Genomic DNA, 24,568 nt, shown 5'->3' on the forward strand with positions numbered 1-24,568 from the left:
GGGTCCGGGCGCTTCTTCGGGTCGTGATCGTCCTTCGGCTTGTCCACCGTCGGCGGCCTGTCGGCGTCCCGCGGTTCGTCCTCGTCCTTGGCGCCTGGCTTCTTCTTTCCGAGGTTGGCCGCTACGCCCTTGAGCCGGTCGCCGACCTTGCCCACGTACTTGCCGATGCCGCTGAGCAGTGCCTGGTAGGCCAACTCCAGCAGGGCCACCACGCCCGAGGCCACGGCCTTGGCGAACAGCACACCGGCGTTTCCGCCCTTGACGGCCTTGAGGTAGTCCATGAAGGCGCCGAAGGCCCGCAGGATCTCGCTCAGCGATTCCCAGGCCGCCTTGAAGGCGTCGATGATCGCCATCACCCAGCCGGCGCCGGGGATCAGCTTGGCGATGACCTTGGTGATGATGATCTCCCCGATGATGACGGGGAGTTGGGGGAGCGCGGCGTCCCACGCCTCCTTGGCCATCCGCTCCCTGCTGACACCCCCGCCGATCAGCTTGTCGAAGACGGCCTTGGGGAGCCCGAGGATCTCCTGGATCTTCTCGTTGAACCAGTTCCTGATCGCCGAGGTGACTTCCCGGAACAGATGGTTCCTGGCTCCGTCCTCGGCCGATGCCTTGGCGCCGCTGAGCCAGCCACCCGGGTCGGAGAGGATGTCGGCGGCGATCATCGCCCACTCGCCCAGGGCGCTGAGCAGGCCCATGGCGAAGTCCATGATGCCCTTGAGTGCGCTCCTGACGGCATCGACCGCCGCCCGGAGGCCCTCCATCAGGGCATCGAGGACGCCGCTGAGGATCTTGCCGATCTCGTCGAGCAGTTCGGTGACGACCCGCTTCAGCTCGTCCGCGATCCGGTTGACCAGGGCGATGGCCGCGTCCCTGATGCGGATGATGAGGGTCCGCAGCCGGTTCGCGATCTCCACGATCGCGTCGAGGAGGTCCTTGCCCAGCTGGACCAGGGCCTCGGTGAACTCCCTGAACTTGTCGACGATGAACTGCCGGGCCGCCTCGATCCAGCCGGTGACGGTGCCCTTGAAGTCCTTGATGAGGCTGGTGATCGCCTCGCGGGCGGCGTGGAAGAAGCCGACGATCGCGTTCTTCAGCTCGATGAGCTTGTCGCGGATCCAGTCGAACGCCCTGGAGAGCCAGTTGCCGGAGTCGCTCTTGGCCGTGTCGCGCTTGTTCCTGGCGTCGTCCTCGGCCTTGGTCCTCTCCTTGCCGATGTCCTCCTGCTTCTTCTTGCGGTGCTCCTCGGCGTCCTTGTCGGTCTGCTCCTCCCTCTCCCTGACGTCCTTGCGGATCTTCTCGGTCTTCTCGGTCTTCTTCGTGCCGAGGGAATCGAGTTCACCGTCCTGCTCCTTGCGCCACCGCTCACGGGAGGACTCCGCCTCGGCCCTGGTCTTCCGGCGTTCGGCGGCCTGCGTACGGGTGTTGCTCTCGACCTCGCCGCGGACCTGCCGCCTGTGGCGCTCCTGGGACTCCCGGAAGCCCCTGTCCTTGGCCTGCCGCTTGCCGGACATCTGTTTCTGTCCGTCGGTGAACGCGGTCTGGATCTGCGGTCCGCGCTCGTGCTCCGCCACCGCGGACACGGCCTCGGGCGGGATGCGTCCGCCCACGGACGGACCGCCGCCTCCGCCGGGGCCGCCCTGTCCCCCTCCGCGCCGGACCTTCGCGGTCAGGGTCTCCTCGGGCACATCGGGGTAGATCTGGGCCTCGCCCAGGGGGCGCCCGGCGTCGTCGCGTCCGGAGGCGTGGAGTTCCTGGCCTTTGGCGTCGAGTTCACCGCCCTGTTCGCCAGCGCGCCCGTCCGTCTCGCCCTGGAGGCCGACCCCTGGCGCCGTGCCGACGTCCGCCTGGGCGAGCATCTCGTCCTCGGTGGGCAGGTCGAGGATCCACTGGACCACCGCGTCGGAGTCGATGAGGTCCTCGTCGGCTCCCAGGAAGTCGGCGACACCGTTGATCGCCCCCACCACGAGCTGCGCCCCGCCCGCCAGAAGGCCTTCGAGGGTGCTGAGCTCCTCGATGTCCTCCCCGGAATCTCGCCCTCCGGAGCCTTGTCTCCCGTGACCTCGGCCTTCTCCTTCTCCGGAGCGTCGACCCGGGCGGCCGGGTCACCTGAGTACTGTCCCGGAGCCGAAGTCTTCGGCGCGCCGTGCAGGGTCTGCGGGGCGCCCGCGGGGCGTTCCGTCGTCGGCGGCGCGTCCTGGAGGGCCTGGTGCTCGTCACCGACCGTCTTGTCGACCGCGCCGTTCACTCCGCCCAGCGCTTCGAGTGCGCGGTGCGGTCTCAGCCCGGCGGCGGTGGACAGGCTGGCTTCCGGCGTCACCTTCGACAGGTTGGGGGCCGCGGGGTCCTTCTTCGGCCGGGACGAGGCGGTGGGGCGGGCACCGCCGCCCCCTCCCCCGCCGCCGCCCGATGCGCTACGGGTGCCGCCACCGCCGCTGACCGACCGTGAGGGCCTGGATGTGGACCTCGGCGCGGGAGCGGGCTCGGGCCGGGGCGCCGGGGTCGGGGGCTCCCGCCGCTGCCGGGAGCCCGCCCCGTCCCCCGGCGTGGCGCCGGCGGTGGATCCGTCACCGCCGTCCGCGCCCGCGACATGAGTGTCCCGGGCCGGGGACGCCTCTGCCGGAGTGTCCGTGGCCGGTCCGGGAGCTGTCGTACCGACGGCGCCGCCCCCTGGGGGCCCGCCCGAGGTACCCGCGCTCGGAGCCGTGGCGGTGGAGGACGCGGGGGACGTGCCGGAGGAGGTGTCGGTGCCGGAGGACCCAGAATCTTCGGAATCCGTCGCTTCCTCCTTCGAGGCCCCCGTATCGGCCGTCTCGGGTCCCGGCCCCCTCTCCGGTTCGGTTTCCCGCTCCTCCTCCTGCTGCCGCGGGGCTTCTGGAGCCGCGGGACCGGGCTTCGGTTCAGGAGAGTCGGTGCGGTCGTCGGCGGTACCGGAGGTTTCGGAGGACGAAGGCCGCAAGTCGGCCTCCCGTCGACCCGGTGTCCAGGTGCCGAGGCCACGCGCCGTACGGTCACCGGCTTCGGCATCGGCCGCCGGGGAGACGGACGCGCCGCTGCCGGCGGGCAACGGTTCGGCGAGCCCGGTGTCTTCGGAAGCGGCCTCCTCGTCCCGCCTGGCCCGTACCTGTTCCGCCTTGATGGCGGGCGGTTCGGGGAAGCCCGGCATCCGCCCGCCGGTGCCCGAGCCGGGCATGCTCTCGTCTGCGGTCGGCACGCCGGAGACGTCCAGGTCGGTGGCGGGGAGGAAGTCCTCGGGTTTGAGTTCCACGTTCCACGCGCTGTCCCCGTCGGCGGCCCGCCCGTCCTCGAGCCCGTCGAGCACTCCGGGCTCACCGCTCGGGCCGGGTTCCAGGCCGATCGGCTCGTCCTGTGTGAGCGCCGGCTCGTCCTGGGGCCGCTTTCCTTCCAGGGTGCTGCGGTCGCCCGGGTCGGCCGTCCTCAGCAGGGGGCCGGGTTCCACGCCGGCCCGCCTGCCCTCGCGCGTGTCCCGCTTGTCCGCCCGGCCCGGTCGCTGCCCCGCGATCAGGGGCTCCACGGCTCCGGGCCGGTTCCTGGCCGCGGACTCCTCCTTGCTCACCGCGGGGGCACTGACTCGGGGCTCCTCGGAGCGGCCGCCCGTACCGCTGCCGTCCTGCTGCCGGGGCTGGGCGGCTCCGCCGCCCGGAGCCGTGTCCCGGCCGCCGCTCGTACCCGCCGTTCCCGGGCCTCCGCTGAAACTCCCCGAGCTCCCGGAGCTCCCGGCGGGCCGCCGTGCGCCCGGGCGGACCGCGTCCGTGCCGCTGCGGTCACGCCGTCGCCGGTCCAGCCGCTCCGGTGCGGTCCTCCCTTTCTCCTCCTGTCCGGTAGTCCCCTCGGTGTCCTGCCGCTCCTCGCCCGTCGGCTGTCCGTCGCTCCGGTCGTCGCGGGACCGCTCGTCCTCGGCCTGCTGCCTGCGGTCGGCGGCTCCGGCATCCTCCCGTTCCTCCTGCGGTAGTTCGGCCGCGTCCGGGACGGCCTCGGGGGCACCGAGCGCCTCCGGTGCGAGTGTGCCCTCGTCCTCGGTCTCCTCGACCAGCTCGATCAGCCTGTCGAACTCCAAGGGGAGCAGGCGTGATTCCAGCCGGTCGAGAACGGCGTCCTGCATCTCGGAGGAGAACCGGGCGAGTTGCATGCGCACGCGCTTGGAGCGGTCCTGCGGGTCGCCGCGCAGCGAGCGCAGCACACCGTTGGTCAGACGGTCGAGCAGCATCGCCGGATCAAGTTGCTCCATGCGCCGCTGATCGGCGTCGACCGTGGCGTAGCGCATCCAGCCCGGGGTGGCCCGGCCCTCCTCGACGCGCTCGGCCACCGCGCCGTTCGCCCCGCCGTCACGGAACGCGTCCTGCGCCGCCGTCTCCGCCTCGCGCTCCACCGTCTGCTGCGGCAGGCTCACCGAGCCCAGGTCGCGGCCGGCGCGCAGCGCGCCGAGGCCCTCGGGGTTCTGGACGGTGTGGAGCAGTTCGTGGGCGAGCAGGCGCATGCCGTCGGCGGCGCCCGGGTGGTACGCGCCCTCTCGGAAGAAGATGTCCTGGCCGACGGCGACGGCGTCCGCGCCGAGCAGGTCGGTGAGGGCGGCGGCGTCCCGGTCGGTGTGCAGGCGTACGCGGCCCAGGTCGTGGCCGAGCCGCTCCTCCAGCTCGCGGCGGACGCTCGCGTCGAGCGGCAGTCCGGCGCCGCCGACGATGTCCTTGGGCTCGGGCACGGGAGACTTGGCGCCGCGTTCCTTTCGCTCCCTGCGCCTACGGCGTTTGGCGTCCTGCGCCGAGCGGGTCTCCTGTGACGCGGTGTGCGAGCTCATCGGCGCCCCCTCCCGTCCGCGGGCCCCGTCTCGCCACGTCCCGACAGACCCGCGTGCACCGCGCGTGCCAGCGCCTCGCCGAGGCGGGACGGCGAGGTGGTGGCGGGCAGCGGCGGCAGGCCGGACAGGGCCTCCAGGGCGCGCCCCCCGCCGTCCGCCGCCAGCGGTACGCCGCACTCCCGCACGAGCCGGGCCAGCTCCGCCTCGAACGCGGCCGTGCCCCGCTCCGGGTCAACCCTCGCGTCGAAGCCGTCGAGCACCAGCTCGCCGATGTCCACCCGGACCGCCGTGTCGCGGACTGTGTTGCGGGCCGTGTCGCGCACGGCGTCGTGCGCGGCGTGGCGCGGCGCCTCGTTCACACCCATCCGCGGACCTCCGAGGGCGTCAGGGAGCGTTCCAGCTTCAGGTACTCGGTGCGCGCGGCGGCGAGCATGTGGCGCATCCGCAGTACGTCCCCCTCCTCGGCGGCCAGGAAGGCCGCGGAGAGGGCGATGTTGCGGATCGAGCCGCCCGCGACCGTAAGCCGTGCCAGCAGCTCGGGATCGATGTCCTTGACCGGGGCACTCCCGGGCAGCACCCGGCGCCAGATCTCGGCCCGTTCGGCCTCGCCGGGGAAGGGGAAGTCGACGACGAAGCGGATGCGGCGCATGAAGGCGGTGTCGAGCGCCTTCTTCATGTTGGTGGTCAGGATCGCCAGGCCCCGGTACGCCTCCATCCGCATCAGCAGGTAGGAGACCTCGAGGTTGGCGTAGCGGTCGTGGCTGTCCCTGACCTCGCTGCGCTTGCCGAACAGGGCGTCGGCCTCGTCGAACAGCAGCAGTGCGCCGCCGCGTTCGGCGGCGTCGAAGACGCGGCGCAGGTTCTTCTCGGTCTCGCCGATGTACTTGGATACGACCTGGGAGAGGTCGACGACGAACAGGTCGAGCTCCAGCTCGCGGGCCATCACCTCGGCGGCCAGGGTCTTGCCGGTACCAGAACCGCCCGCGAACAGCGCCGTGACTCCCAGGCCCCGGCGCAGGGTGCGGGCGAAGCCCCACTCCTGGTGCACGGTGCCCCGCTGCCGTACATGGGCGACGATCTCGCGCAGGACGCGCGACTGGCGCTCGGGCAGTACCAGATCCTCCCAGCCCGCCTCCGGCTCGATACGGCGGCCCAGTTCGTCCAGGCCGATGCGGGCCTCGGCGAGCCCGGCCCGCCAGGCCAGTCCGGAGACGTCCGCCCCGGCTGTCCCGTCCTGACCGGCCTGTCGGCGTACGGCCGCGGCGGCGGAGCGGACGATGTGCGGCGGCAGTGCGAACTGCGCCACCAGCCCGCGCAGTTGCCGTTCCCCGATCCGCGGTACTCCGGCGAGGGCGTCGGCCCACAGACCGAGTTGCTCCTCCTCCCCCAGCGCCGGCACGGTGACGCGCTCGGCGCGCGTCCGCTCCGTCCGTCTCGGATCAGGGCTGGAGACGGCGAGCGGTACGGCGGCGGAGGCGGTGAACGCATCGACCGCGGCGTCCTGTTCGCGGTCCGGTGCGCCCGCCTCCAGCAGCAGGGCGGCGGGCAGCAGGATCGCCTCGCGCTGCCACAGCCGGGCGAGCCGGTCGCGTTCGGTGTGGTCGGTGGGCAGGTCCTCGGCGTTCAGGGCGTAGAGGCCGAGTCCGCAGGCGCGGGCGGCGGCCGCGGCGATGTCGTGGCGGCTGTGCCGGTCGCCGCCGGTGAGTTCCACTCTCGGCGGCGTACCGGGGCCGGCCCCGGCCCAGGCCGCGGCGACGCGGTCCGCGGCGTGTTCGAAGGAGGGCGGCAGTCCGTCGGGCGAGGTGGCTCGGGTGAGCATGCCGTGCAGCCGCGCGTCGAGGTACGGGGAGCCGAGGAGGAAGTGCAGGACGCGTTCGTCCAGGCGGATCCGGGTGGTGGTCAGCCGGGTCTCGTCGTCGAGTTCGGCCAGGCGCCAGCGGCGCAGCGGTGCCACAGGGGTGAGGGCGCTCCAGTGGGGCTCGCCGAGGGCGGCGAGCGCGAGGGAGAAGGTGGGGTGGGTGCGTTCGGGATCGTCGCTCGCGGCGGCGCAGCGGCTGCCGGTGGTGGGCTCCAGTTCGGCGGCGGCCAGCAGCAGGACGATCTCGCGCTCGAAGGGGGTCAGTCCGAAGCAGCGGACGAGTGCGTCGAGCGCGGCGGGTTCCGAGGCGCCGGCCGGTTCGGAGGCACTCGTGGGTTCGGGAGTGTCCGTGGCCCCGTCGGCCGTCCCTCGGGCACGGGCGGCGTGGGCGTCGAGGCGGGCCAGGACGGCGCGCATGGCTGCGGCCAGCGCCGGGCCCTCGGCAGCGCCCGTCCTGCCGGCGGTGCCGTCCGTGTGCCTGTCCGCCCCCGTCGTCGTCACCTCGTCTCAGCCCTCCCGGTCGTTCGTGGTGCCGTCGTCGCTGCCCGCCGGTGTGCTCCCGCCTCCGCGTGTGGAGCCGGTGCCGGACTGCTTACGCGTACGGGTCCGGGGCGCGGCGGTCCTGGCCGCGGCGCGCCGCTTGGCGGCGGTCTTCTCGGCGGGCACTTTCCCGGCAGGCGTCTCCTTGGCGGGGGCCGGCGTCTCCAGCTCACCCTCGGCCTCCGCCTGCGACGTGGGCACGGCGGACCTGGCGGCCATACCGCTCGTGCGGCCGGCTCGGGCCGCCACCTTCCGGGCGGCCGTCCCGGACGCACGTTCCGCCGGTACGGCGGTGGCGGGTGCGGTGGCGGGATCGGCGGTGCCGGTGCCAGGCCGTCTCGGGGGCTCGGGCGCGCCCGGGGCCCCGAAGGGCAGTGCGCGCACCGTGTGCCGCTGGACCGGCCGGGGCACGACGGGCTGTTCGCGGCCCTCGATCAGCACCAGGGCCGCCTGGTAGGCGACCGACAGCGAGTACGGCGTCCGGTGGAGCATCCCCCACAGCTTGGAGGTCTCGTCGATGTCCATCCGGGCCGGTGTGAAGCGCACCCTCTGGACGGCTTCCGCCAGGTCGCCGCCCGCCAGGTACGGCCGCTGCGCGGCCTCCTCGATCAGATGTCCCGGTAGTACCGGGAACTCGTGCAGGGTGCGTACCACACAGCCGATGAGCCGCTGTCCGACCAGCTCCGCCTCGTTGCCGTAGGCGCTGATCAGGTAGTGCAGGTCCAGGGCCGCCGCCGGGCGCCTGAGCAGGGTGCCGTCCGGGGCGCGGGTGGGCAGGTCGTCGTTGCGCCGGGAGGTGTTCGGGGTGACCTGGTGGAGGAAGACGGTGATGGTGGCGTCGTCGGTGGCCTCCGCCGGTGGGCGCTCGGTCTTCACCGCGACCTGCATGTCGATCTCGGGCCGCAGATTGTGTTCGATCAGCAGGGCGAGTGCCTGTGTGATCATGGCGATGGCGAGTGCGTTGCTCATCTCCTCAGTCCTTCCGCTCGCTGCCGGCCAGGTAGTCCGCGAGGCTCAGCGCGGGTGCGGGCCGCGCCGGCCGCTGCGGCCGGTCCGCGCCGGTGGGATCCGTGGCCGGGGGCGCGGCGCTGACCTCCAGCCGGCCGATCCGAACGTGTACGGTCCGCTCCGCCGTGCGGGGCCGGCGCCTCCCGGCGGCGCGTGCGGCGTCACGTGCCGCCGAGGCGCCGGCGGCACTGGGCCGCAGGGGCACCGCGGCGTTGGGTGCGGAGGCGGGGCCCACGTTCCGGGAGGCGGGGGCGGGCGCCGCCGCGGAGGGCGCGTCCCGATCCGCACGCGCCGGGACCGTGTGCCCGCCGCGCCGGGGAGTGGGTTCCGTCCCGGGGCGCGGCGGGGCCGCAGTGCGGCCGGTGGTCCGCGGCGGCCGGGCCAGCTGCTCGCCGTTGGGTTCGAACACCACCCACTGCAGTCCGCGGTACAGGCTCTCCTCGATGTGCATGTCAGCCGCCGCACGGAGACGTACTTCCACTCGCTGTCGAGGGCGTCCGCGCCCTGGAGGGTGCGGGCGCCCCAGACCACCGATCCGACGGCCGGCAGGGTGCGCAGGCAGTTGACGCCGAGCGGGTTCAGCAGGGCGTTCTCCCGGTCGGTGAGCCGCACGCTCAGCGAGCGCACGCCCGCCAGCCGTGCCGCGGTGCCCGCGGGTGCCTTCCACACGCCGCGCTCGGCGTCGGTGCGTGCGCAGACGCCTGCGATCGCGCCCGAGGGCGGGAAGGAGCGCATCCTTCCCGTGAGCGGGTCGATCATCTGCACCTGGGGGAAGTACAGCGCCGTCTGCCCGTCCCGTACGGGGTCGAAGGCGCTCAGTCCGGCGCGGGCGCTGTCGACGTCGGCCCAGAAGCCGGGGGCGTCCGCGAGCAGGAGGATCCGCCGTTCCCGGCAGAGTGCCTGCGCGGCCGAGATCACCGTGATCATGTCGTCGGTGGAGTCGTACGCCGCGAGTTCCGGGAGGGACAGCAGGCTGACGTCGTCGACGTCGCGCAGCGCGTGGAGCCCGGTCTTGCCGGCCTCGTCGCCGATGATGTCGCGCGGGCCGGGCGGGTCTCCGTCCACGCCTCCGGTCAGCGGGAAGACCGGCGGGTTGATGTGGCCTCCAGGCCCAGGTCTTTGGCGCACTCGCCGACGAAGCGGACGGTGTCACGGGGGTCGGTGGAACCCGCGACGACCTGGAGGCGCCGGCCTCCTCGCCGGTGCCGGCCGCGGCGACGCGCACGACCACCGCGGTGGTGCCGCCGTTGCCGAAGAACTGGTGTACGGCGTAGGCGATGGCGCTCTGCGCCGTGAGCCCGCCGAAGCGGCGCTCGAAGTCCGCGAAGCCGGTGACCCGCACCGGCTGGTTGAGCGGGCCTCGGCGCGGCGATTTGCGATCCGCGCGGGCCGGCACCGGATCCCGTCCGTCCCGGAGAGGATCCGGCGCCCTGCGCCGTGGCCGGAACCGGCCCACGCCCGGCCCGTGCCGCCCGCTCCGGCCTCCGGCACGGGCCGCTACCCCTCGTCCTTCGAGGGCCGGGCGCGTACGTGCATCCGCTCGCCCTGCGGCCCGAAGATGCTGATGAACTCGACCGGCCGCTCCCCCGCGTTCGCCAGGCCGTGGGGGGTGCGGGTGTCGAACTCGGCGGCCTCTCCCGCCCCCAGGACGAGGTCGTGCTCGCCCAGCGCCAGCCGTAGCCGTCCGGACAGGACGTAGAGCCACTCGTAACCCTCGTGCGTCTGCTGCTCGGGCCGCCTGCCCGCACCGTACCCGGCGGGCATGATCTGCTTGTAGGCGTGCAGGCCGCCCAGGCTGCGGGTCAGTGGCACGAAGGTCTGCCCGTACCGGGTGAAGGGGCGGGGGTGGACGCGGGGGTCGCCGGTGGCGGGCGCGCCGACGAGTTCGTCCAGGGGGACGTTGTAGGTCCTGGCCAGGGGGAGCAGCAGCTCCAGGGTGGGCCTGCGCTGCCCCGACTCCAGCCGGGAGAGGGTGCTGAGCGAGATCCCGGTCGTCTCGCTCACCTGGGAGAGTGTGGCGCCGCGCGCCTGGCGCAGGGTCCGCAGCCGGGGGCCCACACCGGTCAGAACGTTCTCGAGGTCGTCGTCGGCCATCCTTCTATTTGCCGTTCCGGCAAAGATGTTTGTCAAGCGGACGGTCCTGGGCGGAGGCTTGCCGCATGACGGAAGGAGAGACATGAACGGACATGACGGGCATTCCACGATCTCATTCGCCCGGGGCGCCGAGCGCCTCTACGACGTGGTGGTCGTCGGGGGCGGCGCCGCCGGGCTGAGCGGGGCGCTGACCCTGGCCCGGGCGCGCCGCTCGGTCCTGGTGGTCGACTCCGGGCGGCCGCGCAACGCCCCGGCCGCCGGTGTCCACGGCTATCTGGGGTTCGACGGCACACCGCCCCCGGAGCTGGCGGCCGCCGGACGCGCCGAGGTGCTGCGCTACGGGGGCGAGATCGCCCCGGGTACCGTCACGGCCGCCGAGCGCCTGCCCACCGGAGGCTTCCGCCTCTCCCTGGACGACGGTACCGCCGTGGCGGCGGGCCGGCTGCTGGTGGCCACGGGCCTGGTCGACGAGCTGCCCGGGGTGCCGGGGCTGGCGCGGCTGTGGGGACGCGATGTCCTGCACTGTCCGTACTGCCACGGCTGGGAGGTGCGCGACCGGACGATCGGTGTGCTGTCCACCGGGCCCGCGGCCGTCCGGCAGGCGCTGCTGTGGCGGCAGTGGAGCGCGGACGTGACCCTGTTCCGGCACACCGGCCCCGAGCCCGGCGACCGGGAGTACGAGCGGCTCGCCGCCCGCGGTGTCGCCGTCGTCGACGGCGAGGTGGCCGGCCTGGAGACAAACGGCGGCCGTCTCGCCGGGGTGCGTCTGGTGGGCGGGCGGACCGTGCCGTGCCGTGCGCTGGTGGTCGCCCCCCGGTTCGCCGCCCGTGCGGGCTTCCTGGCGGATCTGGGGCTGGAGACGGCCGGGCAGGTGAAGGGCGGCCACGTCGTCGGCGAGCACATCCCCGCCGACGCCACCGGTGCCACCGCCGTGCCCGGGGTGTGGGTGGCCGGAAACGCCACCGATCTGACGGGGCAGGTCGTCGGCTCCGCCGCCGCGGGCGTGAACGCGGCGGCGGCGATCAACGCCGATCTGGTCGAGGAGGAGACCGACCGGGCCGTCGCGGCCCGCGACGGCCTCGGAGGGAAGGTTCTGCGATGAGCGGTCACACGACGAACGGCGACGGCACGGACAGCGCCTCGCCCGGGGAGTTCTGGGACGACTTCTACGGTGCGGGCGAGCGGGTCTGGAGCGGCGAGCCCAACGCCGCCCTGGTCCGCGAGACGGCGGATCTGGCCCCGGGCAGCGCCCTGGACCTGGGATGCGGGGAGGGGGCCGACGCGGTCTGGCTCGCGCGGCAGGGCTGGCGCGTCACCGCGGTGGACGTCTCGCGGACCGCCCTGGAACGCGGAGCCGAGCGGGCGCGGCGGGCGGACGTCGCCGACCGGATCGACTGGCAGCGGCACGACCTGGCCGAGTCCTTCCCCCGCGGCGTCTTCGACCTGGTCTCCGCCCACTTCCTGCACGCCCCCTCCCCCGTCGAGCTGCCCCGGGAGCGGATCCTGCGCGATGCGGCGGCGGCCGTGTCGCCGGGCGGCGTCCTGCTGGTCGTCGGGCATGCCGGCCCTCCCCCGTGGGCGGCCGACCACGGCCACGACGACCACCCGCCTCTGCCCACGTCGGCGGAGGTCCTCGGCTCGCTCGGCCTCCCGGAGCGGGAGTGGGAGCCGCTGGTGAGCGGGGAGTACCGGCGTGAGGCGACCGGCCCCGAGGGGCAGCGGGCCGTCCTGGAGGACGCCGTGCTCAAACTGCGGCGGCTGCCCGGCTGATACCTCCGGACCGGGCCCGGAGACGGGACCGGGCCGGCCGGGAACGCCTGCGCGTTCCCGGCCGGCCCGTCGGTGCGCGGGGCCGCGCACCGGTTCCGGCACGTCAGACGAGACGGGCGTCCAGGGTGATGTTCTTGACGCCGGCCAGGGCCTGGCTGACCGGGCAGTTGGCCTTGGCCTCCTCGGCGGCCGTCTGGAAGTCCTCCTCGGACAGCCCCGGGACGGTGGCGCGAACGGTCAGCTTGATGGCGGTGATGCCCTCGCCCGGCTGGAAGGTGACGTCCGCCTGGGTGTCGACCTTCTCCACCGTGTGGCCCTTGCGCGCCAGGCCGCCCGAGAAGGCCATCGAGTAGCAGGAGGAGTGGGCCGCCGCGATCAGCTCCTCGGGGCTGGTCTTGCCACCGGGCTCCTCGGCACGGGCGGGCCAGCTCACCTGATAGGTGCCGATACCGGAGGACTCGAGGGCGACGTTGCCCTTGCCCTCGAGGAGGTTGCCTTCCCAGTGGGTCTTGGCGGTGCGGGTGGTGGCCATGACTGTCGCTCCTGACGGGTTGTGAGTGACAAGAAGATCTGCGGTGATCAGTTTATGCGGCAAGGCCGCTCCGGTCCGGCGAACCGGTCCGGGCCCGGCGCGTGCCGCGCCGGGGCCGGCGTCCACGGACCGCGCGGAACGGATAACCGATGGCCCGCGGTCCGGGGCGCCGGTAGCGTCTCTTCCCGCCCGGCGCGGCTGCACACCTGCCCGCCGTTCCCTCCGCCTCCCGCACGCACCGAAGGAATACCCGATGACAGGCCGGCCTCCGACGACCACCCTGTGGCGGCCCACCGGGCCGAAGGAGCTGGCGCTGGTGCGGGAGTCCCGGTGGCGCGCCTGGCCGCCCCGGCTGCCCGAACAGCCGGTCTTCTACCCGGTGCTGAACGAGGACTACGCGATCAGGATCGCCAGGGACTGGAACGTGAAGCACGACGGGGCGGGCTTCGTCACGCGGTTCGAGGTCGCAACCGGCTTCCTGTCCCGTTGTCCGGTGCGGCGGGCCGGCGGGGAGACCATCCTCGAGCTGTGGGTCCCGGCGGAGGAGCTCGACGACTTCAACGCACACATCGTCGGGCGGATCCGGGTGGTCCACGAGTTCCGCTGAGCCGCCGGGCACCCGCCACCGGGCACCCGCCACCGGGCGCCCCCGCGCTCCCGCCCGCGGGCCCCGCGCTAGGGTGCAGCGTGCTCCTGCGATCCCCTCACGGCTCCCTGGCCGGCGTACGCGTCCTGCACCACCGGGAGCAGGACGCTTCCTGGCCGATGCTGTTCTGGCGGCCCGAGTCCGGGCGGCGGATGATCAGCAGCGCACTGCTGGGCGGCGGGCTCGGCGAGCGCGGCTGGGTACTCAACGCCCAGGTGCCTCCGGGCTACGCGCGCCTGGACGCCGGACGGCACCTGGCCGAACTGGCCGGGCTGGCGGGCGCGGAGGGCCCCGGTGTGGGCCTGATGACCGCCGCCCGGGTGCTGGACCACTGCCTCGCGGTGGACGAGGGGGCCGAGGCCCTGGTCACGGCCGGGATCGGCGTACACGGCTGGGCCGCGGCTCCGGGCGCGGGCAGCGACGTACCGCTGCCCGCCGGCACCATCAACATCGTGGTCTCGGTGCCGGTCGCACTGTCGGACGCCGCCCTGGTCAACGCCGTGACCACGGCCACCGAGGCCAAGGTGCAGGCGCTGCGGGACGCCGGTGTGGACGCCTCGGGCACACCGACCGACGCGGTGTGCGTCGCCGCCGCGCCGCCTGTGCCGGGCCGTCCGACCGCCGTCGAGCCCTTCGCCGGCCCCCGCTCCCAGTGGGGCGCCCGCCTGGCCCGCGCCGTGCACCGGGCGACCTATCTGGCCTGCACCCGTACGGCGGTGGCTGACGGCTGACGGCCCGTCCGGCTCGCGGGTCCGCCCGGTTCACAGGTCCGCGCAGATCCCGCGCGCCCGCTCCAGGTCCTTCTTCGCCTGCGCGTCGAACTCGAAAGTCGAGAGAACCCGGTGGTACGACTTCCTGAGCGCCTCCGCCAGCGGCTCGTACCGCTCGTCGCCCGCGGCGGCCGAGGCGGAGAGGGCCTGTGCCGCTCCCCAGCGGTTGAGCGCCGCCTCGCCGGCCGGCCCCTTGTCCGTGTACCGCGACTCGTCGAAGCGGTCCAGGACGCCGCACGCCGCACGCGCGTCGGCCGCCGGGCCGCCCTCGCCGCCGCTTTCGCCGGTGAGAGCCCATGCGGCCCCGACGCCCGCGCCGCCGATCACCAGTCCGGCCGCCAGTGCGGCCAGGAGCGGGCCCGTGCGGCGGCGCGCGGGGGCCACCGGAGTTTCGAACGGTTGCTGCATGGGACCGAAGCGTAGCGGCGGGCCGCCGCGCCTCGGGAGGCGCCTCCCTCTGCGAACCGCCCCGCCCGGCGGCCGGGTTGCCCGGCCGCCGGGCCGCTCGCCCCCTTCCGGAGGTCAGGCCGCGCCGTGGAGGCGGTGGTGCGGTTCGCGCACCTCCCGCGCGAGGCCGGGCACCGGCCCCTCCACCGCGGCACCGGGTGCGATCTCCCCCACCGGCAGCGTCCGCACCGGCGGTGCGGGCACACCCAGTTCGTCCAGCCGGGAGGCCGGTTGCGCGGAGGAGCTCGCGTAGACGATGCGGCCCAGCCCGACCCAGGCGTGGGCCGCGGCGCACATCGGGCGGTGCTCCCCGGAGGTGTAGACGGTCGCCGCCGCCCGTTCCCGCGGTGTCATGTGGGCGGCGGCCCAGCGCGCCGGCTCGAACTCCGGGTGGCGGGTGCGGTCGCCGGGGGCGACCCGGTTGCGGTCCTCGGCCAGGACCGTCCCGTCCCCGCCGACGAGTACGGAGCCGAACGGTTCGTCGCCCGCCTCCAGCACCCCGGTCGCCAGTTCCAGGCAGCGGCGCAGATGGCGCAGCCCGGCGTCGTCCACCATGACGGCCTCCGCGGTGTGTGATCCCGCGGCTCGGATGCTACTGCGCCCTCACCGGCCGGGCTCGTCCGCGCCGCACCCCCTCCGGGGAGGGCGGGGGCTCGCGCCCCCGCCCGGCCGGGTCAGTACATGATCGCCTTGTAGGCGCTGAGCGCCTCGGGGACGGGCTGGTAGAAGGTGGTGCCGCCCCTGCGGCAGTCGCCGCTGCCGCCGGAGGTGATGCCCAGGGCCTTGGAGCCGTCGTAGAGCGGGCCGCCGGAATCGCCGGGCTCCGCGCAGACGTTCGTCTGGATCATGCCTCGGACGGTGCCGCTCCCGCTGTAGCGGACAGTGACGTTCAGGGCGGTGACGGTGCCGCTGTGGGTGCCGGTGGTGGATCCGGTGCGCTTGACCGACTGGCCCACGTAGGCGTCGGCCGGGGTGAAGCCGCCCGGGTGGCTCAGGGAGGTGTTGTCGTAGCGGACGAGGGCGTAGTCGTTGCCGGGGAAGCTCGACTTCACGGTCGGGCCGATGAGCGTGCGCTGGCCGGAGTCGGCGTACCAGGTCCCGACCACGTCGCCGCAGTGCCCGGCGGTGAGGAAGTGGTACGTGCCGCCGCTGAGGACGTTGAAGCCGAGCGAGCATCGGTAGCCGTTGCCGTAGATGGCGTCTCCGGCGGAGCCCAGCGGGGCGATGGTGCCCGGTGTCCGCTCGATCCTGATCGCGCCCGCGTCCGCGCCCGCGGCCTTCCGCAGGGCCGCGACGTCGGCGGGCGAGACGGTGCTGTCGGCGGTGACGACGACGTGTCCGGTCCGGTCGTCGGTGTGCCAGGCGATGCCGTCGACGTCCGTGTGGAGCACGGCATCGCTCACCCGGGAGAGCTCGGCCGCGCCGTAGGCGCGCGGGGCGGCCGCGGTGGCGCTCGGTGCGGTGGTCACGGCGGCGATGCCCAGGCCGATCGCGGCGGCCAGCAGCCGGGCGCGGCGGGCGGTGCTTCCGGTGGTGCTCCTCGTGGTGGTGCGCCTGGTCCTCACGTGGTCTCCTCCTCGTGGTGGGGAAGCCGGTGGGCGACGGCACGTGGGGGGTGTCGCGCGGCGCGCGGAGACGTGTCCACCGAGGGCCGTTGATGACGTGCACCTGACATCAACGGAATGAGTATCGGACCGTTGCGGTGTCCCGCACAAGACCGCCTTCCCGCCTCCTCGCGCCCGTCCGCCTCTCAGGTGCGCCGGGCCACGACCAGTCGGCAGCGGGGGCTGCCGTCCTCCCGCCGGCCGAGCTCCTCCAGCGGCAGCGTGCCCACCTCGAACCCCGCGTCGGCCAGCTCACGGCGCACCCCGGGGAGGGGGAAGGTTCGGTAGTACATGACGAACGGGGGACGCCACAGCGCGTTGCGCACCCGCATCGCCGCGTCGAAGCCCCACAGCGTCCAGTAGGCGCGCGACCCGACCCGGGGCGGCGCGCCGACGGGGAAGGCGAACAGGCCGCCGGGCCGGAGCGCCGCGCGCACCCCCGCGAACAGCCCGGGCCGCTCCCCGGGCAGGAAGTGCCCGAACGCCCCGAAGCTGACGGCCAGGTCGAAGGCCCCGGCGAAGGGCAGCCTCCGTACGTCGGCGCGCACCCAGCCGACCTCCGGCCCGCCCGGGGCCCCCGGGTGGGCGGAGCGGGCCTCGCCGAGCATGCCGGCGCTGAAGTCGACACCCACGGCACGCCGTTCGCACAGCCGCAGCAGGACGCCCGTCCCCGCGCCGGTCCCGCAGCACACGTCCAGGCCCTCTCCGAACGGCCCCAGCGGCTCGAGCGTGCGTGCGGTGGCCTCCAGCAGGCGGTCCGATGTCCTGAACGGCGTCAGGTCGAACTTCGGCGCGAGCAGGTCGTAGCCGCGCTCGACGGACGACAGCGCCTGCACGGCGAGTTCGGGGAGGGTCGGGCCCTGGGCCGTGAACATGTGACCACCGTAACGAACCGTGACGAGCGGGCGGGCCGGCTGCCGCGGAACAGTTCTCCGCCCCTGCCGGCGGGGGCTGCGACAGGGGCGGAGAGCTTTTCCGGCAGACGGCCTGCCGGGGCCGGCGGGGCGTCACATCTCGAAGACCACACGGGCCCTGACGTGGCCTGCGAGGATCTCCTCGACGCAGTCGTTGACGGCCTCCAGCGGGCGGGTCTCGTAGACCACCTTCGTGCGTCCGGCCGCGTGGAGGGCGAAGACCTCCGCGAGGTCCTGGCGGGTGCCGACGATCGAGCCGATGACGGAGGTGCCGTTCAGAACGGTGTCGAAGACCGGGATGCTCAGGGCGCCGCCCGCCGGGAGCGAGACGAGCACCAGCTTCCCGCCGCGCCGCAGGCCGCGCTGGAGCGCCTCCGTCGCCCGGTCGTCGACGGCGAGCGCGATGGCGGCGTGGGCTCCGCCGTGCTTGCGGAGCACCTCGGCCGGGTCCTCCTTGCGGGCGTCGATCAGGATTTCGGCGCCCAGTTCCCCGGCGAGGGAGAGCTTGTCGTCGGTGACGTCGACGGCCGCCACCGTGGCTCCGGCGATCTTCGCGTACTGGACGGCGAGGTGTCCCAGTCCGCCGATGCCGGAGACGGCCACCAGATCGGTCGGGCCCACCCCGGCCACCTTGACCGCCTTGTAGGTCGTCACGCCCGCGCAGGTCAGCGGGGCCGCCTCGCGGGGGTCGATGCCGTCGGGCACCGGCTGGGCGAAGTCGGCGTGGGCGAGCATCATCTCGGCGTGGCCGCCGTCGATGCCGTAGCCGGTGTTCTTCTGCCGCTCGCACAACGTCTCCCAGCCGGACAGGCAGTGCTCGCAGCGCCCGCAGGCCCAGCCGAGCCAGGGCACCGCCACCCGCTGGCCGACCGACAGATGGGTGACGTCGTCACCGAGCCGCTCGATGATGCCGACGCCCTCGTGGCCGGGGACGAAGGGCGGGTTCGGCTTGACCGGCCAGTCGCCGCGGGCGGCGTGGATGTCGGTGTGGCACAGACCCGACGCCTCGACGCGGATGCTGACCTGCGCGGAGCCGGGCCACGGATCGGGCCGGTCCTCGATGACCAGGGGTTCGCCGAGGGTTCGGACGACTGCTGCTCTCATGGCCTTGGCTCCTCGTGTCCGGTTCCGGCGTACCGGATTCCTGTTCTCAGTCCTCACTCTCCCTCCTCACGGGGGGCGGCGGCAGGTCCGACAGGAGCAGTCCGCGGGACCGAACGGCCCATTCCCCGGTGCCGTACGGCCCCGGCCGGAGCGGTGGTGCGGCACGGGCGGAGCGGCGGTGCGCGGCGCGGATTCAGGCGGGGCGCCGGCCTCCGTCCGCACCCAGGAGTGCGGTCAGGGCGCCGGGCAGGTCGTGCAGCGGGGCCGCGGCGCCGGGGACGTCCGGAGGCCAGCCCGGTCCGGCCGGGTGGACGGGGACGGGGACGGGGACCGTCTCCAGCGCGGTCCGCAGCCAGGAGAGGTCGGCCGTCGCGGGAGAGCGGGCCCACAGCACCACCGCGCCGGGGCGGGCACGGACGAGGGCGTCGGTCAGGGCGGGGAGGGGCAGGTCGCCGGCCAGGACGACGGCACGGCCCCCTTCGGCCAGAGCGGCGGCCAGGGCCGTCAGCGGCAGCGTGTGGTGCTCGGCCGGCGCGGCGGCCAGGAGCACGGGGCCGGAGGCGCCGGAGGCTGAGGCGCCGGGGGCCGGCGGGAGCGCGACGGCGCTGTCCTGGGCGTGACGGCGCAGGGCGCTCTCGACGATGCCGCTGGTGACGTGCTCCACCTCGACGCCGCGGCCGGTCTCCTCCCAGTGGTCGCCGATGGCGACGAGGGCGGGCGCGAGCACGGTCGTCCAGGCGCCGGCGGCCCCGAGCCGGGCCAGCGCGGCCGACACCGCCGCCTGGACGGCCGCGGTGTCCAGCGCGTGCATGGCCTCGGTCAACTCGCCCGCCCCCGCTTCCGCTTCCGCGTCCGGCGGGCCGGCCGCGGCCACCGCGCGGGCCGCGTCGGCGGCGGGTACGCCACGGCGGACGAGCGTACGCATGCGTTCCAGCCGCTCCAGGTCCCGCGCGGAGTAGCGGCGGTGTCCGCCGGGGGTCCGTCCGGAGGGGGCGAGGCCGTAGCGGCGCTCCCAGGCGCGGAGGGCGGCGGTGCTCATCTCCAGGCGCTCGGCCACCACACCCACCGGCAGCAGGATCTGGTCCACCTCCTGCCCGAAGGCCGGACGCGCGGCGGCGCGGTGGGGGCGAGCGGAAGGCATGGCGTCATCGTCCGCCCAGGTCGGATCGGGCGCAAGTCACCGGCTGTACAAGTTGTGCACAACTTTGTTTGCCTCCGCCGGACATGGGCACCCGCGAAGCGACGAGCCGCCCCGAACGGCCCGTCGCGCCTTGGAGGGGGCATTCACACGTGCGTCCGCACCGCACTCCTCCCCGTCGCCCATCCGCGCCGCGCGATGCCTCCGCTTCACCCGTCCAGAGCGCCCGTACTGAGAGCATTGTCTTCAATGTTCGGGTGTGAAAACTTCTGTCCGTATGTGCGCCGGGCGTCTCGGCCCCGCGCCGGGAAGGAGCCGCGATGCGGCACCAGGCCACCGACCTGGCCCTCGCCCCTGCCAGCCCCGCACCCGCACATCCCGTGTCGGCCGCCCTGGGAGGAGAGCAGACCGTCCGGGCCGCACCCCGCCCGCCGCACCGTCCGGACGAGGTCCGCGCGGAACATCCCGCGGGCCGCCGTACGGACCGCGCCCCCCTCTCCGGGGACCCCGACCGTGACATCACGGCCGCCGTCGACGCCGTGCTCACCGACCATCTGACGCTGCGCCGGGCCGAGGCGCGGCGGATCAGCGACCGGTTCACCGCCGATGTCGCCGACTGCCTGATCGATCTGGTGCGGCGCGGCGGCAAGCGGCTGCGCCCGGCGTTCCTGTGGTGGGGCTGGCGGGCGGGTGGCGGTACGCCGGAGCACGCCGACGCGGAGGCGGTGCTGCACGCGGCCGCCGCGCTGGAGCTGATCCAGGCCTGTGCGCTGGTGCACGACGACCTGATGGACGACTCACCCCTGCGCCGCGGGGCGCCCGCCGCCCATGTGGCCCTCGCCCGCCGGCACCGTGCCCAGGGCCTGCGCGGGGACGCGGACGTGTTCGGGGCGTCCGCCGCCCTTCTGACGGGTGATCTGGCCCTGGTCTGGGCGGAGGACCTGTGGGACGCGGCGTCCCCTTGCGAGGAGGCCCGGCGGCGGGCCCGTCCCGTCTGGCGTGCGATGCGCACCGAGATGGTGGCCGGGCAGTACCTGGACCTGTACGGGCAGGCGGCCGGCGCGCCCTCCCCCTCCTCCTCCCTGCGCATCGCCCGTCTCAAGAGCGGGCTGTACACCGTGGAGCGCCCGCTGCACCTGGGGGCGGCGCTGGCCGGCGCGGACGCGCGCACCACCTCGGCGCTGCGACGGGCCGGGCGGTGCGCCGGGGTGGCGTTCCAGCTGCGCGACGACCTCCTGGGCGTCTTCGGGGACCCGGCTCGTACGGGGAAGCCCGCGGGCGACGACGTGCGGCAGGGCAAACCCACCCACCTGATGGCCCTGGGGCTGCGCCTGGCCCGCGTCCGCGGCCGGCGCGCGGACCGGGAACTGCTGGAGCGGGCGCTCGGCGACCCCGCGCTGACCGAGGGGGAACTGGACCGGGTGCGCGCCGTGCTGACCGGGCTGGGGGCCCGTGAGGCCGTGGAGCGGCGCGTCGGCGGCCTGGCCGGCGAGGCGCTGGCCGCGCTGGAGGAGGCCGCGCTCGACGGGGTTCCGGCCCGGAAGCTTTCGGCGCTGCTCTACGCCGTCCTGGGCGAACCGGACGCCGGCCGCCACCACCCGGGCGGCGCCCACCGCGACGCCGCCGCCCTCCCCACCCGCTGAACACCTGCCGAAGGAATCCGGATGAGAAGACTGCACGGGCCGGGCGACCACGTCGTCATCGTCGGGGCGGGGCTGGCCGGGCTGTCCGCCGCACTGCACCTGCTGGGCGCCGGGCGCTCGGTCACCGTCGTCGAGCGGGGGGACGGGCCGGGCGGCCGGGCCGGCCGCGAGGAGTGGGCGGGCTACCGCGTCGACACCGGTCCCACCGTGCTGACCATGCCCGACCTGGTCGACGAGGCCATGGCCGCGGTGGGCGCCAGGCTCTCCGACCACGTCGAGCTGATCGGCCTCCACCCCGCCTACCGCGCCCGTTTCGCCGATGGCGCCTGCCTGGACGTGCACACCGACCCGCACGCCATGGAGGCCGAGATCGCCCGAGTGGCCGGCCCGAAGGAGGCGGCCGGGTACCGTCGGCTGCGCGACTGGCTGGAGCGGCTGTACCGGGTGCAGATGCGCTCGTTCATCGACGCCAACTTCGACTCGCCGCTGGGGCTGCTGGGCGCCGACCTGGCCAGACTGGCCGCGCTCGGCGGATTCGGCACCTGGCACGGGCGCGTCGCGCGCTTCCTGGAGGACGAGCGGCTGCGCCGTGTGTTCTCCTTCCAGGCGCTGTACGCCGGGGTGCCGCCCACCCGGGCGCTGGCCGCGTACGCCGTCATCGCCTACATGGACACCGTCGCCGGTGTGTGGTTCCCGCGCGGCGGCATGCACGCCGTCCCCCGGGCCATGGCCGACGCCGCGGCCCGTGCCGGGGCCCGCTTCGTCCACGGCGCCGAGGTGACACAGCTGGAGCGCTCGCCGGGCGGGCGCGCCGCGGCGGTGCGCACCGCGGGCGGGGAGCGGATCGCCTGCGACGCGGTGGTGCTCACCTGCGACCTGCCGATCGCCCACCGCCTGCTGGGCGGCGCGCCGCGCCGCCCGGTTCCGCTGCGGTACGCGCCCTCGGCGGTCGTCCTGCACGCGGGCGGCGACCGCACCTGGCCCGAACTGGCGCACCACACGCTGTCGTTCGGCTCCGCCTGGGGGTCGACGTTCCGGCAGCTCACCCGGACCGGCGAGCTGATGAGCGACCCCTCACTGCTGATCACCCGGCCCACCGCCACCGATCCCGCGCTGGCCCCGGAGGGCAGGCACCTGCACTACGTGCTGGCCCCCTGCCCCAACCTGGTCACCGGCCCCCGCGACTGGGACCGGGTCGGCCCCCGCTACCGCGACGAGCTGGTCGCCGAGCTGGAGCGCCGCGGGCTGGACGGCTTCGGCGACGCGATCGAGGCCGAGCACCTGGTCACCCCGGCAGACTGGGCCCGGCAGGGGCATGCGGCCGGCACCCCGTTCTCCGCCGCGCACACCTTCGCCCAGACGGGCCCGTTCCGGCCGCGGAACCTGCCGCGCGGCTGGGAGAACGTGGTCCTGGCCGGCTGCGGCACCACCCCCGGCGTGGGCGTGCCGACGGTGGTGGTCTCCGGCAAGCTCGCCGCCGCCCGCATCACCGCCGGAACCGGCCGCCCGCGCCCGCCGCGGCGCACACCGCAGACGCCGGCCGGTACCGGCGCGGCCGAGGGGGCGGTCGTATGACGGCACGCGAGCTGGACGCGGCCGGCGTCCACGACCCGGCGCTGCGCGCGGCCTACACCCGCTGCCGCGAGCTGAACGCCCGCCACGGCAGGACGTACTTCCTGGCCACCCGGCTGCTCACCCCCCGCCAGCGCCCGGCCGTCCACGCCCTGTACGGCTTCGCGCGCTGGGCGGACGACATCGTCGACGACCTCGATCCCGCCCTCACCCCCGAGCAGCGCGCCCGGGCGCTGGCGGAGCTGGACGAGGAGCTGTCGGCGGCCCTGCGCACCGGGCGCGGCGGGCACCCGGTGATCGCGGCGCTGGCCGACACCGCCGCCCGCTACGCCATCGACCCGGCGCACTTCACCGACTTCATGCGCTCGATGGCCATGGACCTGCACGTCACCGAGTACCCCACCCTCGACGATCTGCGGGTGTACACGCACGGCTCGGCGGCCGTGATCGGCCTCCAGGTGCTGCCGGTGCTGGACACGGTCGTGCCGCGTGAGGAGGCCGCCCCGCACGCCGCGGCGCTCGGGGTGGCCTTCCAGCTCACCAACTTCCTGCGGGACGTGGGCGAGGACCTGGACCGCGGCCGGATCTACCTGCCGCTGGACCGGCTGGCCGCCCACGGCGTCGACCGCGACCTGCTGCTGTGGTGCCGCCGGTCCGGGCGCACCGACGCCCGGGTGCGGGCCGCGCTGCGGGAGCTGTGCGGGACCACCCGGGGGGTCTACCGGGAGGCCGAGCCGGGCATCGCCATGCTGCACCCGGTCTCGCGGCCCTGCGTGCGCGCCGCGTTCGTGCTCTACCGCGCCATCCTGGACCGGATCGAGGCGGCCGGGTACGCGGTGCTCCACCGGCGTGCGGTGGTCCCCCGCCGCCGGCGGGCCGCCGTGGCGCTGGGCGGCCTGGCCGGCGTCGCCGCCTCGCGTGCCCGCGGCGCCCTGACCGGTGACCTGCCGCGGGTGCCCGGCCGCCCACCGGCCCCGGCGGAGGAATCGGCGGAGAGAGCAGAGGAAGCCCCGCGGACCCGCCGGCGGGACGCGCAGCGAGGAGGAGTGCTGTCTTGACCAAGCGCCGTGTCGGGGGTTCGACCGGTTGGCGCAGCCCCCTGCGACTGATGTCCGACCCCGGCTGGAGCCGCCAGGAGCCGACGTGGCGGGCGGCCCGGCCCCGGATCATCGCCGACGCCCTGAAGCGGGCCTCGGCCCGTCCCTCGGGCAACTGGTACGTGGTGGCGGCCGGTCGCGAGATCCGCCCGGGCCGCCCCTTCGGCAGGACGGTCGCCGGGGTGGAACTGGTGCTCTGGCGCACGGAGTCCGGGCGCCTGGCGGCCGGTCCGGGCGCCTGCCCGCACCTGGGCGCGCCGCTGTGCGACAGCGTGGTGGAGTCCGGGCGCCTGATCTGCCACTGGCACGGTCTGGGCCTGACCGGGCGGGGCATGCCCGGCTGGGAGCCCTACCCCGTGTACGACGACGGGGTGCTGGTGTGGGTGCGGCTGGACTCGGTGGGCGGCGAGGAGCCGCTGGAGCGGCCCTGCCTGCCGCGGCGTCCCGACCCGGCCGCCTCGGTGGACGCGGTGACGACCCTGGTGGGCGCCTGCGAGCCGGAGGACGTCATCGCCAACCGGCTCGACCCCTGGCACGGGGCGTGGTTCCATCCGTACGCCTTCACCCGGCTGACGGTGGTGGAGGAGCCGGACCCGGCCGTCAACGGCGACCGTTTCCTGGTCGACGTGGCCTACCGCGTCGGTCCCCGGGCGGGCGTGCCGGTGCGGGCCGCGTTCAGCGCACCGGAACCGCGCACGCTGGTGATGCACATCGTCGACGGCGAGGGCGAGACGTCGGCGGTGGAGACCCATGCCACACCGCTCACCGCCCCGGGGGACCCGGACCCGCGCACCGCCGTGATCGAGGCCGTGCTGGCCACCTCCGGCCGGCCGGGCTTCGCCGTGGCGCGGGCCGCCGCGCCACTGCTGCGGCCGCTGATGCGGCGGGCCGCGGCCCGGCTGTGGCGCGACGACCTGGCGTACGCCGAACGCCGCCGGCTGCTGCGCGGCCAGGGCCGTTTCCCGGGGGCGCTGTGAGGGCCGCCGGGGCGGCGGCCCTCACAGCGGGTTCCGGG

At 74.9% G+C, this 24,568-nt stretch carries 21 protein-coding genes; 8 read left to right on the top strand and 13 right to left on the bottom strand.

What is annotated here, in order from left to right; all coding sequences use genetic code 11:
* Positions 1 to 1,669 precede the first annotated feature (1,669 nt).
* The 6 genes from IQ279_RS09915 to IQ279_RS09940 all read right to left on the bottom strand — a co-directional run bounded on the left by IQ279_RS09915 (position 1,670) and on the right by IQ279_RS09940 (position 10,316).
* A complete protein-coding gene (locus IQ279_RS09915; RefSeq protein ID WP_206348007.1) occupies positions 1,670 to 4,816 on the bottom strand; it encodes an eCIS core domain-containing protein in 3,147 nt (1,048 codons plus the stop codon).
* A complete protein-coding gene (locus IQ279_RS09920; RefSeq protein ID WP_241027881.1) occupies positions 4,813 to 5,181 on the bottom strand; it encodes a hypothetical protein in 369 nt (122 codons plus the stop codon). The genes IQ279_RS09915 and IQ279_RS09920 overlap by 4 nt, the downstream gene beginning before the upstream one ends.
* Positions 5,172 to 7,091, bottom strand: a complete 1,920-nt coding sequence (locus IQ279_RS09925) for an ATP-binding protein (RefSeq protein WP_206348101.1) — start codon at positions 7,089 to 7,091, stop codon at positions 5,172 to 5,174. The genes IQ279_RS09920 and IQ279_RS09925 overlap by 10 nt, the downstream gene beginning before the upstream one ends.
* A gap of 90 nt (positions 7,092 to 7,181) precedes the next feature.
* Positions 7,182 to 8,183, bottom strand: a complete 1,002-nt coding sequence (locus IQ279_RS09930; protein ID WP_206348008.1) for a Pvc16 family protein — start codon at positions 8,181 to 8,183, stop codon at positions 7,182 to 7,184.
* Positions 8,184 to 8,228: 45 nt separating this feature from the next.
* On the bottom strand, positions 8,229 to 9,350 hold the full coding sequence (locus tag IQ279_RS09935) for a phage tail sheath subtilisin-like domain-containing protein (protein WP_443742656.1): 1,122 nt from the start codon (positions 9,348 to 9,350) through the stop codon (positions 8,229 to 8,231).
* A 369-nt stretch (positions 9,351 to 9,719) separates the two neighbouring features.
* A complete protein-coding gene (locus tag IQ279_RS09940; protein WP_206348009.1) occupies positions 9,720 to 10,316 on the bottom strand; it encodes a helix-turn-helix domain-containing protein in 597 nt (198 codons plus the stop codon).
* 82 nt (positions 10,317 to 10,398) lie between these two features.
* Here IQ279_RS09940 and IQ279_RS09945 point away from each other — a divergent pair, with 82 nt between their 5' ends.
* Entirely contained in the window at positions 10,399 to 11,418 is a 1,020-nt protein-coding gene (locus IQ279_RS09945; RefSeq protein WP_206348010.1) for an NAD(P)/FAD-dependent oxidoreductase, read from the top strand.
* Positions 11,415 to 12,086 (top strand): class I SAM-dependent methyltransferase, encoded by a 672-nt coding sequence (locus IQ279_RS09950; RefSeq protein WP_206348011.1) that lies wholly within the window; start codon positions 11,415 to 11,417, stop codon positions 12,084 to 12,086. Before IQ279_RS09945 ends, IQ279_RS09950 begins: the two co-directional genes overlap by 4 nt.
* Positions 12,087 to 12,189: 103 nt before the next feature.
* Here IQ279_RS09950 and IQ279_RS09955 read toward each other — a convergent pair whose 3' ends face one another.
* Positions 12,190 to 12,618 carry an OsmC family protein gene (locus IQ279_RS09955; protein WP_206348012.1) on the bottom strand — a complete coding sequence of 143 codons (429 nt, stop codon included), beginning with the start codon at positions 12,616 to 12,618 and terminating at the stop codon, positions 12,190 to 12,192.
* Between the two features lie 253 nt (positions 12,619 to 12,871).
* On the opposite strand from IQ279_RS09955, the gene IQ279_RS09960 reads away from it, so the two are divergent.
* Positions 12,872 to 13,225 carry a hypothetical protein gene (locus tag IQ279_RS09960; RefSeq protein ID WP_206348013.1) on the top strand — a complete coding sequence of 118 codons (354 nt, stop codon included), beginning with the start codon at positions 12,872 to 12,874 and terminating at the stop codon, positions 13,223 to 13,225.
* 86 nt (positions 13,226 to 13,311) lie between these two features.
* The gene (locus tag IQ279_RS09965; protein ID WP_505011408.1) at positions 13,312 to 13,995 is read left to right on the top strand and encodes an adenosylcobinamide amidohydrolase; all 684 of its coding nucleotides are present in this window, start codon (positions 13,312 to 13,314) and stop codon (positions 13,993 to 13,995) included.
* Positions 13,996 to 14,025: 30 nt separating this feature from the next.
* Here IQ279_RS09965 and IQ279_RS09970 read toward each other — a convergent pair whose 3' ends face one another.
* From IQ279_RS09970 to IQ279_RS09995, 6 genes are all read right to left on the bottom strand, one after another.
* Positions 14,026 to 14,442, bottom strand: coding sequence for a hypothetical protein (locus IQ279_RS09970; RefSeq protein ID WP_241027882.1), 417 nt, complete (start codon positions 14,440 to 14,442; stop codon positions 14,026 to 14,028).
* 114 nt (positions 14,443 to 14,556) lie between these two features.
* On the bottom strand, positions 14,557 to 15,036 hold the full coding sequence (locus IQ279_RS09975) for a nucleoside deaminase (protein WP_206348014.1): 480 nt from the start codon (positions 15,034 to 15,036) through the stop codon (positions 14,557 to 14,559).
* 119 nt (positions 15,037 to 15,155) lie between these two features.
* Positions 15,156 to 16,046 (bottom strand): S1 family peptidase, encoded by an 891-nt coding sequence (locus IQ279_RS09980; protein WP_206348015.1) that lies wholly within the window; start codon positions 16,044 to 16,046, stop codon positions 15,156 to 15,158.
* A gap of 185 nt (positions 16,047 to 16,231) precedes the next feature.
* Positions 16,232 to 16,960 (bottom strand): class I SAM-dependent methyltransferase, encoded by a 729-nt coding sequence (locus tag IQ279_RS09985; RefSeq protein ID WP_206348016.1) that lies wholly within the window; start codon positions 16,958 to 16,960, stop codon positions 16,232 to 16,234.
* A gap of 132 nt (positions 16,961 to 17,092) precedes the next feature.
* Entirely contained in the window at positions 17,093 to 18,103 is a 1,011-nt protein-coding gene (locus IQ279_RS09990; RefSeq protein ID WP_206348017.1) for a zinc-dependent alcohol dehydrogenase, read from the bottom strand.
* Positions 18,104 to 18,296: 193 nt separating this feature from the next.
* Positions 18,297 to 19,244, bottom strand: coding sequence for a MerR family transcriptional regulator (locus IQ279_RS09995; protein WP_206348018.1), 948 nt, complete (start codon positions 19,242 to 19,244; stop codon positions 18,297 to 18,299).
* Positions 19,245 to 19,561: 317 nt separating this feature from the next.
* Here IQ279_RS09995 and IQ279_RS10000 point away from each other — a divergent pair, with 317 nt between their 5' ends.
* From IQ279_RS10000 to IQ279_RS10015, 4 genes are read left to right on the top strand one after another with little or no spacing between them, the layout of a single operon-like run.
* Positions 19,562 to 20,884 carry a polyprenyl synthetase family protein gene (locus IQ279_RS10000; protein ID WP_206348019.1) on the top strand — a complete coding sequence of 441 codons (1,323 nt, stop codon included), beginning with the start codon at positions 19,562 to 19,564 and terminating at the stop codon, positions 20,882 to 20,884.
* Positions 20,885 to 20,905: 21 nt separating this feature from the next.
* Positions 20,906 to 22,459: a phytoene desaturase family protein gene (gene crtI / locus IQ279_RS10005; protein ID WP_206348020.1), complete on the top strand. Its 1,554-nt coding sequence runs from the start codon at positions 20,906 to 20,908 to the stop codon at positions 22,457 to 22,459.
* Positions 22,456 to 23,514 (top strand): phytoene/squalene synthase family protein, encoded by a 1,059-nt coding sequence (locus tag IQ279_RS10010; RefSeq protein WP_206348021.1) that lies wholly within the window; start codon positions 22,456 to 22,458, stop codon positions 23,512 to 23,514. Before crtI ends, IQ279_RS10010 begins: the two co-directional genes overlap by 4 nt.
* A gap of 50 nt (positions 23,515 to 23,564) precedes the next feature.
* Positions 23,565 to 24,530: a Rieske (2Fe-2S) protein gene (locus IQ279_RS10015; protein ID WP_206348104.1), complete on the top strand. Its 966-nt coding sequence runs from the start codon at positions 23,565 to 23,567 to the stop codon at positions 24,528 to 24,530.
* Positions 24,531 to 24,568: the final 38 nt, after the last annotated feature.

The sequence above is a fragment of the Streptomyces verrucosisporus genome (assembly GCF_017114865.1).
Classification (GTDB): Bacteria; Actinomycetota; Actinomycetes; order Streptomycetales; family Streptomycetaceae; genus Streptomyces; species Streptomyces fenghuangensis.